Source organism: Enterobacter cloacae complex sp. ECNIH7 (assembly GCF_002208095.1).
Taxonomy (GTDB): Bacteria; Pseudomonadota; Gammaproteobacteria; order Enterobacterales; family Enterobacteriaceae; genus Enterobacter; species Enterobacter cloacae_M.
On sequence record NZ_CP017990.1, the window covers coordinates 2,779,978 to 2,797,727 of the forward strand.

The 17,750-nt window shown below is 56.2% G+C and carries 16 protein-coding genes; 10 read left to right on the top strand and 6 right to left on the bottom strand.

Annotated features, from left to right (window positions below; translation table 11 throughout):
• Positions 1-295: 295 nt before the first annotated feature.
• Entirely contained in the window at positions 296-3,820 is a 3,525-nt protein-coding gene (nifJ, locus tag WM95_RS13715; protein WP_063408849.1) for a pyruvate:ferredoxin (flavodoxin) oxidoreductase, read from the bottom strand.
• Positions 3,821-4,091: 271 nt separating this feature from the next.
• Between nifJ and WM95_RS13720 the strand changes: the two genes are divergently transcribed.
• On the top strand, positions 4,092-4,358 hold the full coding sequence (locus WM95_RS13720) for a putative hemolysin (protein ID WP_023312003.1): 267 nt from the start codon (positions 4,092-4,094) through the stop codon (positions 4,356-4,358).
• On the opposite strand, the gene hslJ is transcribed toward WM95_RS13720, so the two are convergent.
• From hslJ to WM95_RS13745, 5 genes are all read right to left on the bottom strand, one after another.
• Entirely contained in the window at positions 4,359-4,796 is a 438-nt protein-coding gene (gene hslJ, locus WM95_RS13725) for a heat shock protein HslJ (RefSeq protein ID WP_059446757.1), read from the bottom strand.
• 129 nt (positions 4,797-4,925) lie between these two features.
• Complete coding sequence (locus WM95_RS13730) at positions 4,926-5,054, bottom strand: DUF2474 domain-containing protein (RefSeq protein WP_008501283.1); 129 nt, start codon at positions 5,052-5,054, stop codon at positions 4,926-4,928.
• Entirely contained in the window at positions 5,054-6,064 is a 1,011-nt protein-coding gene (gene cydB / locus WM95_RS13735; protein WP_033145694.1) for a cytochrome d ubiquinol oxidase subunit II, read from the bottom strand. The genes WM95_RS13730 and cydB overlap by 1 nt, the downstream gene beginning before the upstream one ends.
• Positions 6,064-7,464, bottom strand: a complete 1,401-nt coding sequence (locus WM95_RS13740; protein WP_063408848.1) for a cytochrome ubiquinol oxidase subunit I — start codon at positions 7,462-7,464, stop codon at positions 6,064-6,066. The genes cydB and WM95_RS13740 overlap by 1 nt, the downstream gene beginning before the upstream one ends.
• Before the next feature lie 166 nt (positions 7,465-7,630).
• Positions 7,631-8,836 carry an IS256 family transposase gene (locus tag WM95_RS13745; RefSeq protein ID WP_088544805.1) on the bottom strand — a complete coding sequence of 402 codons (1,206 nt, stop codon included), beginning with the start codon at positions 8,834-8,836 and terminating at the stop codon, positions 7,631-7,633.
• Positions 8,837-9,154: 318 nt separating this feature from the next.
• Between WM95_RS13745 and ymcF the strand changes: the two genes are divergently transcribed.
• From ymcF to WM95_RS13790, 9 genes are all read left to right on the top strand, one after another.
• On the top strand, positions 9,155-9,343 hold the full coding sequence (gene ymcF / locus WM95_RS13750) for a cold shock small protein YmcF (protein ID WP_023311998.1): 189 nt from the start codon (positions 9,155-9,157) through the stop codon (positions 9,341-9,343).
• Positions 9,344-9,425: 82 nt separating this feature from the next.
• A complete protein-coding gene (locus tag WM95_RS13755; protein ID WP_023311997.1) occupies positions 9,426-10,835 on the top strand; it encodes an aminotransferase-like domain-containing protein in 1,410 nt (469 codons plus the stop codon).
• A 271-nt stretch (positions 10,836-11,106) separates the two neighbouring features.
• On the top strand, positions 11,107-12,252 hold the full coding sequence (gene ydcS, locus WM95_RS13760) for a putative ABC transporter substrate-binding protein YdcS (protein WP_088544806.1): 1,146 nt from the start codon (positions 11,107-11,109) through the stop codon (positions 12,250-12,252).
• 17 nt (positions 12,253-12,269) lie between these two features.
• Positions 12,270-13,283: an ABC transporter ATP-binding protein gene (locus WM95_RS13765; RefSeq protein WP_063408846.1), complete on the top strand. Its 1,014-nt coding sequence runs from the start codon at positions 12,270-12,272 to the stop codon at positions 13,281-13,283.
• 1 nt (position 13,284) lies between these two features.
• Complete coding sequence (locus WM95_RS13770) at positions 13,285-14,229, top strand: ABC transporter permease (protein ID WP_023311994.1); 945 nt, start codon at positions 13,285-13,287, stop codon at positions 14,227-14,229.
• Positions 14,219-15,025, top strand: a complete 807-nt coding sequence (locus WM95_RS13775; protein ID WP_029741505.1) for an ABC transporter permease — start codon at positions 14,219-14,221, stop codon at positions 15,023-15,025. The genes WM95_RS13770 and WM95_RS13775 overlap by 11 nt, the downstream gene beginning before the upstream one ends.
• Positions 15,026-15,049: 24 nt before the next feature.
• Positions 15,050-16,474, top strand: a complete 1,425-nt coding sequence (patD, locus tag WM95_RS13780; protein ID WP_063408845.1) for an aminobutyraldehyde dehydrogenase — start codon at positions 15,050-15,052, stop codon at positions 16,472-16,474.
• A 183-nt stretch (positions 16,475-16,657) separates the two neighbouring features.
• Positions 16,658-16,831: a GhoT/OrtT family toxin gene (locus WM95_RS13785; RefSeq protein WP_013096478.1), complete on the top strand. Its 174-nt coding sequence runs from the start codon at positions 16,658-16,660 to the stop codon at positions 16,829-16,831.
• Positions 16,832-16,917: 86 nt separating this feature from the next.
• Positions 16,918-17,673, top strand: a complete 756-nt coding sequence (locus tag WM95_RS13790) for an alpha/beta fold hydrolase (RefSeq protein ID WP_063408844.1) — start codon at positions 16,918-16,920, stop codon at positions 17,671-17,673.
• Positions 17,674-17,750 lie beyond the last annotated feature (77 nt).

The window sequence follows — 17,750 nt, forward strand, 5'->3', positions numbered from 1 at the left end:
AATAAAATATAATTGTTACGAGCTAAGTAAAATCTAAACCGAATAAAACGGCGGAAATGGTCATTGGTTTGATGAATAATTTAAAAGTAACTATATTAAATTTAAATTATAAATCAGGCGTTAATTAAGCTAATCTAGCCGGCGTTATATGCCTGTAAGATGATTCATCCATAATTAACGTGAATGCTATTAAGGAAACTAAATAGATATTCAATGATTATCTGGATTCGCCCGGTGTGAATACGCCGGGCTTTTTTTATGGCAAAAAAATGCCCGGACAAGCCGGGCAGGGTAACTAGTCTCTGGTCGGTTTTTCGGCTTTACCCGCCATCTGCGCCAGGAAGTCATAGCGTTTTTGCAGATCAGCAGCGGCATCTTTCCAGAGCTGTTCAGCCACTTCCGGCTGCTGGGCGTTAAGGCGACGGAATCGCTGTTCCTGCATTAACGTCTCGGCCAGTGCGTCCGAAGGCGGACGCGAATCCAGCGCCAGCGGTAATTTACCCTCGTCAGCACGACGCGGGTCGAACCGGTACAGCGGCCAGAAGCCGGTCGCTGTCAGCTGACGCATCTGGTCGTGGCTGAGGGCCAGATCGTAGCCATGCTCTTCACAAGGGCTGTAGGCAATGATCAGCGACGGGCCAGGATACGCTTCCGCTTCCTGAATCGCTTTCACCGTCTGGTTAAGCTGGGCACCCAGCGAGATTTGCGCGACGTAAACGTGACCGTACATCATCATGCTCACGCCGAGATCTTTGCGCGCCTTGCGTTTACCGTGTTCGCCGAATTTCGTTACCGCGCCTAACGGCGTCGCTTTCGACGCCTGGCCGCCGGTATTGGAATAACACTGCGTATCCAGAACCAGGATGTTGACGTTTTCGGTCAGGCTCAACACGTGATCGAGCCCGCCAAAGCCAATATCGTAAGCCCAGCCGTCGCCGCCAATCAGCCAGATTGATTTTTCGACCAGGGCGTCAGCGTCGGTCAGCAGCTGTTCAGCCCCCGTCACCCCCTGCAGCGCGCGGCGCAGCTCAGCAACCTGCTCACGACGTTCTTCTGGCGTCGCGTCCGCGTGAAGCGCGTCATTGAGCTCCGCGGGGATCTGTCCGGCAAACTGCTCCAGCAGGCGCATCACGCGCGCGCGGTGCTGGTCGACTGTCAGGCGGAAGCCCAGGCCAAATTCGGCGTTGTCCTCGAATAGCGAGTTTGCCCACGCCGGACCGCGCCCATTCGCGTCGGTGGTGTACGGCGTAGAAGGCAAATTGCCCCCGTAGATGGACGAACAGCCGGTAGCGTTGGCAATCAGCATCCGATCACCGTACAGCTGGGTAAGCAGCTTGATATACGGCGTTTCACCGCAGCCGGAGCAGGCGCCAGAGTACTCAAACAGCGGCGTAATCAGCTGTGACGTACGAATATCAATACGTTCCAGTTTGCTGCGATCGATTTCCGGCAAATTCAGGAAGAAGTCATAGTTGACCTTCTCCTCTTCAACGTGCTCCAGACGCGACATCATATTGATGGCTTTGATCTCCGGATCCTGCCTGTCTTTCGCCGGACAGACCTCGACGCACAGGTTACAGCCGGTGCAATCTTCCGGCGCGACCTGCAGAACGTATTTCTGTCCGCGCATATCGCGAGATTTCACATCCAGCGAATGCAGGCTGGCCGGCGCGGCGTCCATCTCTTCCGGTGATACCACTTTGGCTCGAATGGCAGAGTGCGGGCAGGCCGCAACGCAGTGGTTGCACTGGGTACACAGCTCTTCTTTCCAGATGGGGATCGCTTCGGCAATGTTGCGTTTTTCCCAGCGCGTGGTGCCCATCGGCCAGGTACCATCCGGCGGTAGCGCAGAGACGGGCAGGGCATCGCCCAGACCGGCCAGCATCGCCGCCGTCACGGTCTTCACGAAATCAGGCGCCGCATCGGACACCACCGGAGGGCGGTTCGGGCTTGTCGCATTCACCGGCTGCAGCGGAACCTCAAACAACGATTCGCGTGCCAGCGCCAGCGCCTGCCAGTTGCGTTCGACCAGCTCCTGGCCCTTGCTGCTGTAGCTTTTGGCAATCGCGCCCTGCAGTTCCGCCAGCGCGCTGTCGCCCGGTAGGATGTTGGTCAGATGGAAGAAGGCCATCTGCATAACGGTATTAATACGCGCAGCCAGGCCACATTCGCGGGCAATTTTTGCGGCGTTGACCACGTAGAAACGGGCTTTTTTCTGGTTCAGCACCGCCTGAACTTCCTGCGGCAGGCGCCCCCAGACTTCGTCTGCGCTGTACGGCGTATTGAGGAGGAAAATACCGCCGGGCTTCAGGCGCTCGGCCATCTGGTATTTATCGATAAACTGCAGCTGGTGGCAGCCAACAAAATCAGCCTGAGAAATAAGATACGCGGAGCGGATGGGCTGCTCGCTCACGCGCAGGTGGGAAACGGTCAGGCCGCCTGCTTTTTTGGAGTCGTAAACGAAGTACCCCTGGGCGTACCACGGCGTTGAGTTACCAATGATTTTGATGTTGTTTTTGGTCGCGGAGACGCTGCCGTCGCTGCCCAGACCATAGAACAGCGCCTCAAGTTTAGCCGTCGAGGACAGGGTATTTTCCGGCAGCGACAGGGACAGGTTAGTCACATCATCATAAATGCCGACGGTAAAGCGCGGCCTGGGTTTCGCTTCGCTTAACTCGTTGAATACCGCCAGCACGCAGTCCGGCCCAAACTCCTTAGAGGACAAACCATATCGCCCCCCGATAACGCGCGGCAGCGTTTCACGTTCGCCCTGATTAAAGGCTTCTGCCAGGGCGGTCATTACGTCCAGATAGAGGGGTTCCGCCTGCGCGCCCGGCTCTTTGGTACGGTCGAGCACCGCCACAGCTCGGGCGCTTTCAGGGAGAGCCGAAAGCAGATGTTTGGCCGAGAACGGACGATAGAGACGCACCTTAAGCACGCCAACTTTTTCGCCGCGCGTCAGCAGCTCGTCAACCACCTCTTCACAGGTACCAATGGCTGACCCCATCAGCACGATCACCCGTTCCGCCTGCGGATGTCCGTAGTACTCAAACGGTTTGTACTCCCGGCCGGTTGCGGCGGCAAAGTCATTCATTGCCTGTTCAACCTGGTCGTAAACCGCGTTGTACCAGGGGTTCGTGGCCTCGCGGGACTGGAAATAGGTATCCGGGTTCGCCGATGTCCCGCGAATAACCGGGTGTTCAGGATTAAGAGCCCGGGCGCGATGCGCGTCGATTTCCGCCTGCGGTAGCAGATTCAGGATAGTATCGTCAGCCAGCGGGACGATTTTATTAATTTCGTGAGAGGTGCGGAAACCATCAAAGAAGTGAATAAACGGCACGCGGCTTTTGAGCGTGGCGATATGCGAAATTAAGGCAAAATCCTGGGCTTCCTGAACGCTGCTGGCGCACAGCATCGCGCAGCCGGTCTGGCGCACGGCCATCACGTCGGAGTGGTCGCCAAAGATAGAGAGCGCGTGGGTGGCAACGGTACGCGCGGCAACGTGCAGAACGAATGGCGTCAGCTGACCGGCGAGTTTGTAAAGCGTAGGGATCATTAACAGCAATCCCTGTGAGGAGGTAAACGACGTGGAAAGCGCGCCAGTCTGAAGGGCGCCGTGTACCGTGGCAATCGCACCGGCTTCGGACTGCATCTCAACCACTCTCGGGACATCGCCCCAGACGTTTTTTAACCCGTTACCCGCCCAGGCATCCGCCTGCTCGGCCATGGTAGAACTTGGCGTAATCGGGTAGATGGCGATAACTTCACTGGTGCGAAACGCGACTGAGGCAACTGCACCATTACCGTCAATAGTTTGCATAGGACAACACCCTTACATTGCGCAAAAAATAGGGGTCTGTATTACGGCAACAAACCCTGAATATTATCTGTGTATTCTAGCAAACGGGGGATTTTACGATTTTCGCTTTTGTGTCCTTGGTATTCTTGCCATCAATGAGTAGATCAAACTTTTGTCGAAAAAATTGCGAGAAATTGTTTCTGAAGCGCATAAATACGCACTTCCGCTCTCGACGACACGGGATGTGATGCCTATTATGCATAGGTTTCGCATTATTCATGGGGGAGAGAGCATGCGTTCAGCATTTTGGGTAGGGTGTGCCGCGTTATTGTTGTCGGCATGTAGCAGTGAGCCAGTCCAGCAGGCAACGGCAGCCCACGTGGCGCCGGGAATGAAAGCGGCAATGTCCAGTTCAGGTCAGGCCAACTGCGCGATGATTGGCGGTTCGCTGTCTGTCGCCCGCCAGCTTGATGGTTCTGCTATTGGGATGTGCGCCTTGCCAAACGGCAAACGCTGTAGCGAACAGTCGCTTGCCGTTGGAAGCTGCGGTAACTACTGATTATTCTACACGCTTAAACATCAGCGTTTTATCGGCTGTCGCCAGCGTTAACTGGTCCTCAGTCAGGTCGACCTGCGCCCCTTTGCTCAGCATGTCGCCGATGGCCTGATCCAGCTCATTCAGCTGCGGCTCGGTACAGAGCTTACGCGTCATGGCGAGCGTTTTAACCTTAAGCTCGCCTTCGGACAATTTCCCCTGTCCGTTGAAGCGGTTACACATCTGGCCAGAAACGCTGATGTTATTAACCAGGCTGATATCTGGCAGCGCGCTAAAACCGATCTCAGGTTGCGTTGTCGCGGTCTTCACGGCCTTACCGTTTACGTTTTCCAGCACAAAGCGGTGGTTTTTAAGTTGCTCCGGCTGTACGGAGGCTTTACCCGGATTAACGCAGCCGGTAAGGACAAAACTAATAACGCTTAACGCAATGAGCTTTTTCATTTTTCTTCTCAAACTATAAATACCGTGAATCTTTTTCCAGTGTAACGATACTCTGCCGTGCGTTAATGGGGTTTATCTGAAAGTGCGGGGGAGAAGTACCGGGCAACGCAGCGGTTGCCCGGAATGACGTTAATGCGATTTAAATCCTGCCGCCGTCATTAGCATGCGGAAGAGCATACTGACAGCAGCCAGCGCCAGTACGCTGCCGCCCCAGATAATGGCCAGCCACAGTAATCTTTTCCATACCGGTTGTTGCATCAGTGATAACCCTCCCCATGCTGAACTTTGCCGCGAAACACGTAGTAGCTCCAGAAGGTGTAGACCAGAATAACGGGAATGATCAACAGCGCGCCCACCAGCATAAAGCCCTGGCTTTGCGTCGGGGCGGCGGCCTGCCACAGGGTGATCGACGGTGGAATAATATGCGGCCAGATGCTGATCCCAAGCCCGCTAAAGCCGAGGAATATCAGCCCCAGCGTCAGAATAAACGGACGGCTATGGCTGGCGGGATTATTCAGGCAGCGCCACTGGTACAGGCTAAAAATCACCACCAGAGCAGGGACCGGCAGCAGGTAAAACAGATTCGGCAGCGTGAACCAGCGCGCAGCGATGGCCGGTTGCGCCAGCGGCGTCCAGAGGCTGATCGCCGCAATAAACGCCAGCAGCACGATTAACAGCGTTTTCGACACCTCACGCATCCGCTCCTGCAGCGCGTTTTCGCTTTTCATCACCAGCCAGGTAGAGCCTAACAGCGCATAAGCCACCACCAGCCCCGCGCCGCAAAACAGGTTAAACGCGGTAAACCAGTCAAAGGGGCCGCCGGTATAGGCCCGGCCGGTGACGGTAAAGCCGTTAATAACGGCGCCTACCGTCACGCCCTGGGTGAATGTTGCCAGAATGGAACCGCCTATAAACGCCTTATCCCAGAAAGGGCGGTGGGCCGGCGTGGCTTTAAAGCGAAACTCAAAAGCCACCCCGCGGAAAATAAGTCCGATCAGCATTAATGTTAGCGGAATGGTCAGGGCATCAACGATCACCGCATAGGCCAGCGGGAATGCGCCGAACAGGGCGGCACCGCCAAGCACCAGCCAGGTTTCATTTCCGTCCCAGACCGGCGCGACGCTGTTGACCATCACGTCGCGATCGTCGGCGTTCTGCGTGGCCGGGAACAGAATACCGATCCCCAGATCAAAACCGTCCATCACGATATACATCAGCGTGGCGAAGACGATGATGACAAACCAGATAATGGAAAGATCGATACCCATTATGGCTGCTCCTTATGTTCAGTTGTGACGGCAGAAAGCGGGCGCGCCGGACGTCCGTCGGACTCGGTGGCGAAAGATTCATGCGGTTGCGGGCCTTTTCGGATGAGGCGCACCATATAGCTGTAACCCACGCCGAATACCGAGGTATAGACGACGAAGAAGGCCAGCAGGCTCACGCTCATATGCAGGTCACCGTGGGCAGATACCGCATCCTTCGTTCGCTGGAGTCCGTAGACCACCCACGGCTGGCGACCCACTTCGGTGGTGATCCACCCGGCCAGGATGGCAATCAGCCCGGTTGGCCCCATCAGCAGCGCAAACCACAGGAAGGGGCGCGACGAATACACGCGTTTTTTGTAGCGCATCCAGAGTGCCGTTACCCCGAGCAGCAGCATCAGCATGCCCAGGCCCGCCATAATGCGGAATGACCAGAAGACGATGGTGGAATTCGGACGGTCTTCCTTCGGGAACTCTTTGAGGGCCGGAACCTGTTTATCCAGACTGTGCGTCAGGATAAGACTCCCCAGCGCCGGGATCTCCAGCCCAAATCGGGTGCGCTCCTGTTCCATATCCGGCCAGCCAAACAGCAGCAGCGGGGTAGGCTCACCCGGCGGGTTTTCCCAGTGGCCTTCAATGGCGGCAATCTTGGCGGGCTGATGCTTTAAGGTGTTCAAACCGTGCATATCGCCAACCATGGCCTGGATGGGGGCGACAATCAGCGTCATCCACAGCGCCATCGAAAACATTGCCCGTATGGCAGGGGTATTATTCCCGCGCAGCAGATGCCATGCCGCGGATGCGCCCACAAACAGGGCGCTGCTCAGGAATGCGGCTATCGACATATGCAGCAGGCGGTAAGGGAAGGAGGGGTTAAACACCACGGCGAACCAGTCCACCGGCACGACCTGACCGTTGACGATCTCATAGCCCTGCGGGGTCTGCATCCAGCTGTTCGACGAGAGGATCCAGAAGGTGGAAATAATTGTGCCCAACGCCACCATGCAGGTGGAGAAGAAGTGCAGTCCCGGCCCGACTTTGTTCCAGCCGAACAGCATCACGCCGAGGAACCCGGCTTCGAGGAAGAAGGCGGTCAGCACTTCATACGTCAGCAGCGGGCCGGTAATGCTGCCCGCAAACTGTGAAAATCCGCTCCAGTTGGTGCCGAACTGGTAGGCCATCACCAGCCCGGAGACCACGCCCATGCCAAAGTTGACGGCAAAAATCTTTGACCAGAAATGGTACAGCGAGCGCCAGACCGGATTTTTGGTTTTCAGCCACAGCCCTTCGAGTACGGCAAGATAGCTTGCCAGGCCGATGGTGATCGCCGGGAAAATAATGTGAAAGGATACGGTAAAGGCAAACTGTATCCGTGCAAGGTGAAAAGCATCTAAACCAAACATGCACAGCCTCAATGTCAAACGGTGTGCTGTTATGGTATAGGGGCAACGTTCGGACTATCAGACGCAGAAAAGTGATTTTTAACCATAACAGTTGGCTTAAAACTCATGCTTTAACCATCTGATATACCTCGCGTGAGGAGGGTGTTCAATATTCTGTGTCAGCCGATCATAGGTCAATATGATCATCCAATCTGCCGGGGAAATGGATCGATAGCTGCGACAGCGTCAGATTCCAATTCTGGATGGGGAGCGTCCAGCGTTCTGATGCCTGCAACATACCGGCGTATAACAGCTTGAGCAAACTGTTTTCATTGGCGAAACCGCCTTTGGTTTTCGTCAGTTTGCGGAACTGCCGGTGTACCGCCTCGACCGCATTGGTCGTGTAGATGGCGGTTCTGACGTATTCCGGGTATTTAAAATAGGCCGACAGCGTCTCCCATTTATTGCGCCAGGATTTAATGACGACTGGGTATTTCTCGCCCCACTTGGCCTCCAACTCATCCAGCGCCGATTCAGCCGCACTCAGGGTAGCCGCTTTGTACACGCACTTCAGATCCACCATGAAGGCTTTCTGGTTCTTGCTGGCAACATATTTCAATGAGTTGCGGATCTGGTGGATGACGCAGTGCTGAACTTCCGTTCGAGGATAGATACTTGCGATGGCCTCAGGGAAGCCCTTCAAGCCATCCACACAGGCAATCAGTATGTCTTTGACACCCCGGTTATGCAGATCGGTCAGCACGCTTAACCAGTGATGGGCCCCTTCATGCTCTGACAGATAAAGACCGAGCAGCTCTTTTTTACCTTCGACATTCAGGCCCAGAATGGTGTAAACAGCTTTGGTGATATAGCGGCCATTTTCCTTGATCTTGTAGTGAATGGCATCGAGCCACATCACCGGATAAATCGCATCCAGCTCACGGTCACGCCAGGCTTGTAACTCAGGCAGCAGCTTGTCAGTCACGGCGTTGAGCGTACCGTTGGACAGATGGATGCCGTACAACTCTTCGATATGCGCCCGGATATCCTGGTAGCTAGTTCCAAGCGCAAACAGGGCGATGATTTTGCGCTCCAGCTCGTCAGTCAACTGGGTCTGGTGTTTTTTGATGATTTGCGGCTCAAAGGTACCGGCCCGATCACGAGGCGTATTGAGTTCAAAGCGCCCAGCGATGCTTTTGATGGTCTTGGATGTTGAGCCGTTTTTGCGATTGGGCGTTTCATCTTGGGCGAGGTGCTGCTCAAGTTCGGCCTGCATGGCCGCTTCGGTCAATTGCTTGATAAGCGGGGTAAGAATGCCGTCTTTGCCAGTCAGGTCTTTACCGTCACGCAAGGCTTGCAATGCAGCTTCGATATCGAAGGATGGTTTGGTCATGTGTCATCTCTTTTTGTCGTAGTTTAATGAAATGACACAGAATTCTGAACACTACCCGCGTGAGGAATAAAAACCGTCTTTTTATGAATTTTACGCATAAAACTGCTTGCTTTATCGTCTGCGCCGTGCGTTAATGGCCATCTGGTTTTGAGTCCAAATAAATATCTGACGTAGTTTTATAAAGCAGTTCTCATCACGTTGTGCCTCTCCGCAGCCTCTCTTGGGTCTTTATCTACTTTCCGATTCGTTTTGTTTAAAACCATTATTGCCCAATCGGCCCATTAGTAATTTACGTTTTTACGTTCACAGGAGAATCCTATGACTTCTTATATTCATTTCCGCTGCCCATGCTGTCATGGCTCGCAGTACCGTACCTCAGTCTTTGATATGTCCGAGAAAAACCCACTCGGCGCGAAATGCATCTTTTGCAAATCGTCGATGATTACGCTCGATCACCTGGCAGCCGCGCGCCAGGCGCAAAGCCACATTACCGAGTACCGTAAGTAATTCGTTTCAAGAACCATAACAGTTAGCTAAATCTTCTCTTTTTCTCCTGCTGATATACACTGTCGGTCACAAGGAGAATTTGATGAAAAAATACCAGAGTCTGGCGCAACAAATTATCTCGCAGATTGAGCTTGGCGTATGGCTGCCGGGAGATAAGCTGCCTTCGCTGCGAGAGCAGGTGGCGAGCAGCGGCATGAGTTTTATGACCGTTGGCCACGCGTATCAGATGCTGGAAAGTCAGGGGCGCATTGTCGCCAGACCGCAGTCGGGCTATTACGTTGCCTCGCGCCCGACCGCACATCAGCCTGCTCCACCTGCCCAGGTGATGCGTGACGAAGTGGTGGATATTAATACCTACATCTTCGACGTCTTACAGGCCAGCCGCGACCCGTCCGTTGTTCCTTTTGCCTCCGCGTTTCCCGATCCCCGACTTTTCCCGCTGCAGCAGCTCAACCGCTCGCTGGCGAACGTCAGCAAAACCGCGACGGCGATGAGCGTGATTGAGAACCTGCCCCCGGGTAACGTCGATCTCCGCCACGCCATTGCCCGTCGCTACGCGCAGCAGGGGATGAATATCTCCCCGGAAGAGATCGTGATCACCGCAGGCGCGCTTGAAGCGCTCAATCTCAGCCTGCAGGCGGTAACCGAGCCGGGCGACTGGGTGATAGTCGAAAACCCGTGTTTTTACGGCGCGCTGCAGGCGCTGGAACGCCTGAAGCTCAAAGCGTTGTCGATTGCGACGGATGTGCGCGAGGGGATTGACCTGAATGCCCTTGAACAGGCGCTGAAGGAGTACCCGGTTAAAGCCTGCTGGATCATGACCAACAGTCAAAACCCGCTTGGCTTCACGCTGAGCGCGGAGAAAAAAGCGCAGCTTGTCGCGCTGTTAACGCAACACAACGTCCCCCTGATTGAAGACGATGTCTACAGCGAGCTCTATTTTGGCCGCGAAAAGCCGCTCCCGGCGAAAGCATGGGATCGCCAGGACATGACGCTTCACTGCTCGTCCTTTTCAAAATGTCTGGTAGCCGGTTTTCGCATCGGCTGGGTTGCGGCAGGAAAACACGCGAGACGCATTCAGCAGCTACAGCTGATGAGCACGCTCTCCACCAGCTCACCCGTGCAGCTGGCGCTGGTGGATTACCTGGCGACGAAACGCTACGACGCCCATCTGCGCCGGCTGCGGCGTACGCTCGCCGAGCGAAAACAGCAGGCCTGGCAGTCCCTTTTGCGCCATATGCCTGCCGGCGTCAAAATCCACCATAACGACAGCGGCTACTTTTTATGGCTGGAGCTTCCGGCGCAGCTGGATGCGGGGCTGCTCAGCGAAAAAGCCTTAACGCACCACATCAGCATTGCGCCCGGAAAGATGTTTTCCACCTCCGACGCGTGGACACCGTTCTTCCGGTTTAATACCTCCTGGGCGTGGGGAGAGCGAGAAGAGCAGGCGGTCATTCAGTTAGGAAAATTAATTAGCACGATGCTGGAATAAACTTTTCTCCGTTATTTAAATAATCAATTCTTATCCTGATGACGGCGCTGCGAATATTTCGCGGTGCCCTGTCATAGGAAATCTGCATACCGTCTCTCGCGGCTAACTCCTTGTCTATAATCCAGTTAACAGGGAATGCGCCCTCGGTCACACCTTGATGAAATTTCCTGAAGCCGTACGGTGCGGCGCATTTGCGCGGTCTACGTTTAATAAGGGAGATATTTTTACGGCACGGCTGCCGCTAAATTTCATTGCGACAGGAGTAACCCTTATGAGCAAAAAATTTGCCCGCAGCAGCCTGTGCGCGCTCGGCATGACTATCATGACAGCGCAAGCCGCAGAACCACCAAAGGCCATCGGCGACGGGGAAGGTCGACTGGATATTATCGCCTGGCCGGGATACATCGAACGCGGACAGACGGATAAAAACTACGACTGGGTCACCCAGTTTGAAAAAGAGACCGGATGTGCGGTCAACGTCAAGACGGCGGCCACGTCGGATGAAATGGTCAGCCTGATGGCGAAAGGGGGATATGACCTGGTCACCGCCTCGGGTGACGCCTCCCTGCGCCTGATCATGGGGAAACGCGTTCAGCCCATTAACCCCGACCTCATCCCCAACTGGAAAACCCTCGACGCGCGGATTGTGAAAGGGGAATGGTTTAACGTCGGCGGGAAAGTCTACGGCACGCCGTATCAGTGGGGGCCAAACCTGCTGATGTACAACACCAAAACCTTCCCGACGCCGCCGGACAGCTGGAGCGTGGTCTTTACCAAACAGGATCTGCCGGACGGTAAAACCAATCAGGGACGCGTTCAGGCCTATGACGGCCCGATTTATATCGCCGATGCGGCGCTCTTCGTCAAAGCTACCCAGCCGCAGCTGGGGATCAAAGACCCTTACCAGCTTACCGAAGCACAGTATGCCGCCGTGCTGAAAGTGCTGCGCGACCAGCACGCGCTGATCCACCGCTACTGGCATGACACCACGGTTCAGATGAGCGATTTCAAAAATGAAGGCGTCGTGGCCTCCAGCGCCTGGCCGTATCAGGCGAATGCCCTGAAGGCCGAGAACCAGCCCATTGCCACCGTCTTCCCGAAAGAGGGGGTGACAGGCTGGGCGGACACCACAATGCTGCACGCGCAGGCAAAACACCCGATGTGCGCCTACAAATGGATGAACTGGTCGCTGACGCCGAAAGTGCAGGGCGATCTGGCGGCCTGGTTTGGCTCCCTGCCCGTGGTTGCTGAAGGGTGTAAGGCCAGCACGCTGCTGGGTGATAAAGGCTGCGAAACGAACGGTTATAACGAGTTCAACAAAATCATGTTCTGGAAAACCCCCATCGCCGAAGGCGGCAAATTTGTCCCTTACAGCCGCTGGACGCAGGATTACATCGCCATCATGGGCGGTCGTTAATTGCCCGGGAGCAGAACATGACGTACGCGGTAGAGTTTAACAACGTTTCCCGTCTGTACGGCGACGTACGGGCGGTGGATGGGGTCACCATTGCTATTCGTGACGGAGAATTTTTCTCCATGCTGGGGCCTTCGGGCTCCGGCAAAACCACCTGCCTGCGTCTGATCGCGGGTTTTGAACAGCTGTCAGGCGGCACAATTTCTATATTCGGCAAAGAGGCGAGCGAACTGCCTCCCTGGGAGCGGGATGTGAATACCGTCTTTCAGGACTACGCGCTGTTCCCGCATATGTCGATCCTCGACAATGTTGCCTACGGGCTAATGGTCAAAGGCATCGACAAGAAAAAACGCCATGCGCAGGCTCGCGATGCCCTGGAAAAAGTGGGCCTGAGCTTTGCCATTGCCCGCAAACCTTCACAACTTTCCGGCGGCCAGCGGCAGCGTGTTGCCATCGCCCGGGCGCTGGTCAATGAGCCGCGCGTCCTGCTGCTGGATGAACCCTTAGGTGCGCTCGATCTCAAACTGCGTGAACAGATGCAGTTCGAGCTAAAGAAGCTTCAGCAGGAACTCGGCATCACCTTTATTTTTATCACCCACGATCAGGGCGAAGCCCTGTCCATGTCAGACCGGGTGGCGGTGTTCAATAACGGGCGCATCGAGCAGGTGGATACTCCGCGCGATCTCTACATGCGTCCGCGCACGCCGTTTGTCGCCGGTTTTGTCGGCACGTCCAACGTCTTTGATGCGGGCCTTGCGCAGAAAATATGCGGCATGGAAGGCAGCTATTCCCTGCGCCCGGAACATATTCGCCTTAATGAGGGCGGAGACGTTCAGGTTCAGGGCATCGTGCAGGCCGTTCAGTATCAGGGGGCGGCCACGCGGCTGGAGCTGAAACTTGCCGATGGTGCCAAACTGCTGGTGAGCCAGGCCAATCTCAGTGAAACCTCGTCGCTGAGCGGCATTGCGCCGGGGCAGGCGGTGATGGCGTCGTGGTCACGCGAGGCGATGATTCGCCTGCACGAGGAGAGGTGAAATGTCTATGAGTGTCGCGCATCCTCCCGCCTCGCACGGCCGCTTAAGCCGGATGACGGCGCTGTTCTGGCGTAAACCGTCGCTCGGCCTGTTCCTGCTTCTGCTCGCGCCGCTCATGTGGTTTGGCATCGTCTATTTAGGATCGCTTCTGACCCTGCTGTGGCAAGGATTTTACACCTTTGACGATTTCACCATGGCCGTCACGCCGGATCTGACCCTGGCGAACATTCAGGCGCTTTTCAACCCGGCAAACTACGACATTATCCTGCGCACGTTAACCATGGCGATTGCGGTGACGATTGCCAGCGCCATCCTGGCCTTCCCGATGGCCTGGTACATGGCGCGATACACCCGCGGCAAGTGGAAAGCGTTTTTCTATATCGCTGTGATGCTGCCAATGTGGGCGAGCTACATCGTCAAAGCCTACGCCTGGACGCTGCTGCTGGCGAAGGATGGGGTGGCGCAGTGGTTTCTCAACCATATGGGGCTGGAGCCGATCCTGACCTCACTCCTTACGCTCCCGGCGATTGGCGGCAACACCTTGTCCACCTCCGGGCTGGGACGGTTTCTGGTCTTCGTCTATATCTGGCTGCCGTTTATGATTCTGCCCGTCCAGGCGGCTCTGGAACGCCTGCCGGCCTCGCTACTGCAGGCCTCAGCCGACCTCGGCGCGCGCCCTCGCCAGACCTTTCGCTACGTCGTTCTGCCGCTGGCGATCCCGGGTATTGCCGCGGGCTCAATATTCACCTTTTCCCTGACGCTGGGGGATTTCATCGTTCCGCAGCTGGTGGGGCCGCCGGGCTACTTCATCGGTAACATGGTCTACTCACAGCAGGGCGCCATTGGCAATATGCCCATGGCCGCCGCGTTCACGCTGGTGCCCATCGTGCTGATTTCACTCTATCTGGCGTTCGTGAAACGTCTGGGAGCATTCGATGCACTCTGAACGCGCACCGCTGTTCCTGAAAGTGGCAGCGTGGGGAGGCGTTATCTTCCTGCACTTCCCGCTGCTGATTATCGCGACCTATGCCTTTAATACCGAAGACGCTGCCTTCAGCTTTCCGCCGCAGGGGCTGACGCTGAAGTGGTTCAGCGTGGCGGCGGGGCGCGGCGATATTATTGAATCCGTGACGTTGTCACTTCAGATTGCCGCGCTCTCCACCGCGATTGCCCTCGTGCTTGGCACGCTTGCTGCAGCGGCGCTGTGGCGAAGCGAGTTTTTTGGCAAGAATGCGATCTCGCTGCTGCTGCTTTTGCCGATTGCATTGCCGGGGATCATCACCGGTCTGGCGCTGCTGACGGCCTTCAAAACGATCGACCTTGAGCCTGGGTTTTTCACCATCGTGGTCGGACACGCCACCTTTTGCGTGGTGGTGGTGTTTAACAACGTGATTGCCCGGTTCAGACGCACCTCCTGGAGCCTGGTGGAAGCGTCGATGGATCTCGGGGCTGACGGATGGCAAACCTTCCGCTATGTGGTGCTGCCCAATCTGGGTTCAGCGCTGCTGGCCGGGGGAATGCTGGCGTTTGCCCTGTCGTTTGACGAGATAATCGTCACAACGTTTACGGCGGGACACGAGCGCACGTTACCGCTGTGGTTGCTCAATCAGCTTGGTCGTCCGCGCGACGTTCCGGTCACCAACGTCGTAGCACTGCTGGTGATGCTGGTGACAACTATCCCCATTCTGGGAGCCTGGTGGCTAACCCGCGACGGTGAGAACATCGCCGGCAGCGGGAAATAACAGTGAATTCAACAGGAAAATGCTATGCAAACACAACTGCTGATAGAGGGAAAACTGGTAACCGGAGAGGGAGAAAAACAGCCGGTCTATAACCCGGCCACTGGAGAACTCCTGCTGGAGATTGCCGAGGCGTCAGCGGCTCAGGTGGACGCGGCGGTTCAGGCGGCCGACCGTGCTTTCGCGGAGTGGGGGCAAACCACGCCGAAAACCCGTGCCGAGTGCCTGCTGAAGCTGGCGGATGCGATTGAAGCGCATGGGGAGGACTTTGCCCGGCTCGAATCCCTCAACTGCGGCAAGCCGCTGCACTGTGCTCTGGGTGATGAAATTCCGGCGGTGGTCGACGTTTTCCGTTTCTTTGCCGGAGCCGCCCGCTGTCTGAACGGGCTGGCCGCCGGGGAGTACCTTGACGGCCACACGTCGATGATCCGCCGCGATCCGGTGGGCGTGGTTGCCTCTATTGCCCCATGGAACTATCCGCTGATGATGGCGGCCTGGAAGCTGGCGCCCGCGCTGGCGGCAGGGAACTGCGTGGTGATTAAGCCCTCAGAGATCACGCCCCTGACCGCGCTGAAGCTGGGAGAGCTGGCAAAAGATATCTTCCCGGCAGGTGTGCTAAACGTCCTGTTTGGCCGGGGGAAAACGGTGGGCGATCCGCTTACCGGGCATGAAAAAGTCCGTATGGTCTCGCTGACCGGTTCGATTGCTACCGGGGAACATATCATCGGCCATACCGCGTCCTCCATTAAACGCACCCACATGGAGCTGGGCGGCAAAGCGCCGGTTATCGTCTTTGATGATGCCGACCTGGATGCGGTTGTCGAAGGGGTGCGGACGTTTGGTTTCTACAATGCCGGACAGGACTGTACGGCGGCGTGCCGGATTTATGCCCAGAAGGGCATTTATGCCGCGCTGGTGGAAAAGCTGGGCGCAGCGGTCGCCAGCCTCAAAATGGGGGCGCCGGAGGATGACTCTACCGAACTGGGACCGCTCAGCTCGGCCGCCCATCTTTCACGCATCTGTCAGGCGGTCGATGAGGCGAAAGCGCTCGGCCACATCCGCGTTGTCACGGGCGGGAGCAAAAAAGAGGGGGCGGGCTACTACTTCCAGCCAACCCTGCTGGCGGGGGCAAAGCAGGACGACGCCATCGTTCAGCGGGAGGTTTTTGGCCCGGTGGTGAGCGTCACCGAGTTTGACGACGAGGCGCAGGTGCTGGCCTGGGCGAACGATTCGCAGTATGGCCTGGCGTCATCGGTCTGGACCAAAGACGTTGGCCGCGCCCATCGCCTGAGCGCGCGCCTGCAGTACGGCTGCACCTGGGTGAATACCCATTTTATGCTGGTGAGCGAAATGCCGCACGGCGGCATGAAATTATCCGGCTACGGCAAAGATATGTCGGTCTACGGGCTTGAGGATTATACGGTCGTGCGGCATGTGATGATCAAACACTAAGCCCGCCACGCCTGGCCGCATGCGCGGCCAGGCGTTCCCCGCGCCCGCCATGAGTGTTACGTAAGATACTCAATTGTTATTATCCGCAATCTTTAAGTGGTTATTCTGTTACGAAAAAACTTGATCTGTATCAACATATGACGCATATTGCGTGCGGTTATTTTTTCGGCTCTGGTATACAGAATGACGTTGTATCAAAAGATGTTGGTTTTTTACGCAATCATGGCTTCCATCTGCGCATTAATTACCTGGTTCCTTTCTAAAGACCGCAAACGTATCCGCCTGCTCAGCGCTTTTCTGGTGGGGTCAACCTGGCCAATGAGCTTTCCCGTTGCGCTGCTGGTCTCGCTTTTCTGAAGCACGCTTCCATTTTTAAAAGATGAATATGGCATTCCAGATACGGTAACTGTATAAATACACAGTGAATCGTAAAAGGAGTGCTTATGAACAGTTTTTACTCGCAGCAGGCCGGTTGTACCGTGCGCTGGCATGACCTGCCCGGCACCGGCGATCCCGTGGTGTTCATTCACGGGCTGGGCTGCGCCTCTTCCTATGAATATCCCCGTGTCGTTCATGACCCGCTGTTCGGCGCGCGTAGAGCGATTCTCATCGATTTGCCCGGCAGCGGCTACAGCGACAAGCCTGAGCACTACAGCTATAAAACCACCGACCAGGCGCACGTTGTGGCGGAACTGATTGACCATCTAGAGCTGGAGTCCTTTTGGTTATACGGCCACAGCATGGGCGGCAGCATTGCTATCGAAACGGCGGGGCTGCTGGCGTCGCGCGTGAAGGGGCTGATGGTGTCAGAGCCTAATTTTCACGCGGGCGGGGGCATGTTCAGCCGGTCTATTGCGGCGCAAACCGAGCAGCAGTTTCTGACGCAGGGCTATGACGCCATGCTCAGCGCGGAAAAAACGGCGTGGGCCGGGTGCCTGCAGAGCAATGCGCCGTATGCCGTCTGGCGGGGGGCATCGAGCCTGGTGGCGGGCGTTGAACCGGAATGGGAAGCGCAGTTTCTGTCACTTCCTTGCCCGGTAACGTTGATTTTCGGCGAGCTGTCTCTGCCGGATGACGATGTGGAAAGTCTGAAGCAAAAGGGCGTTGAGGTAAAAATTATCCCTGCGGCGGGGCACTCGATGTCGTGGGAGAATCCGCCTGCACTGGCACAGACGTTAGCCAGGTGTATGACGGAGTGATGTGCGCAAAAGTTTCGCCCGGCGGCGCTACGCTTGCACGGGCCAACAACGAGAAGAATGTAGGCCGGGTAAGCGGC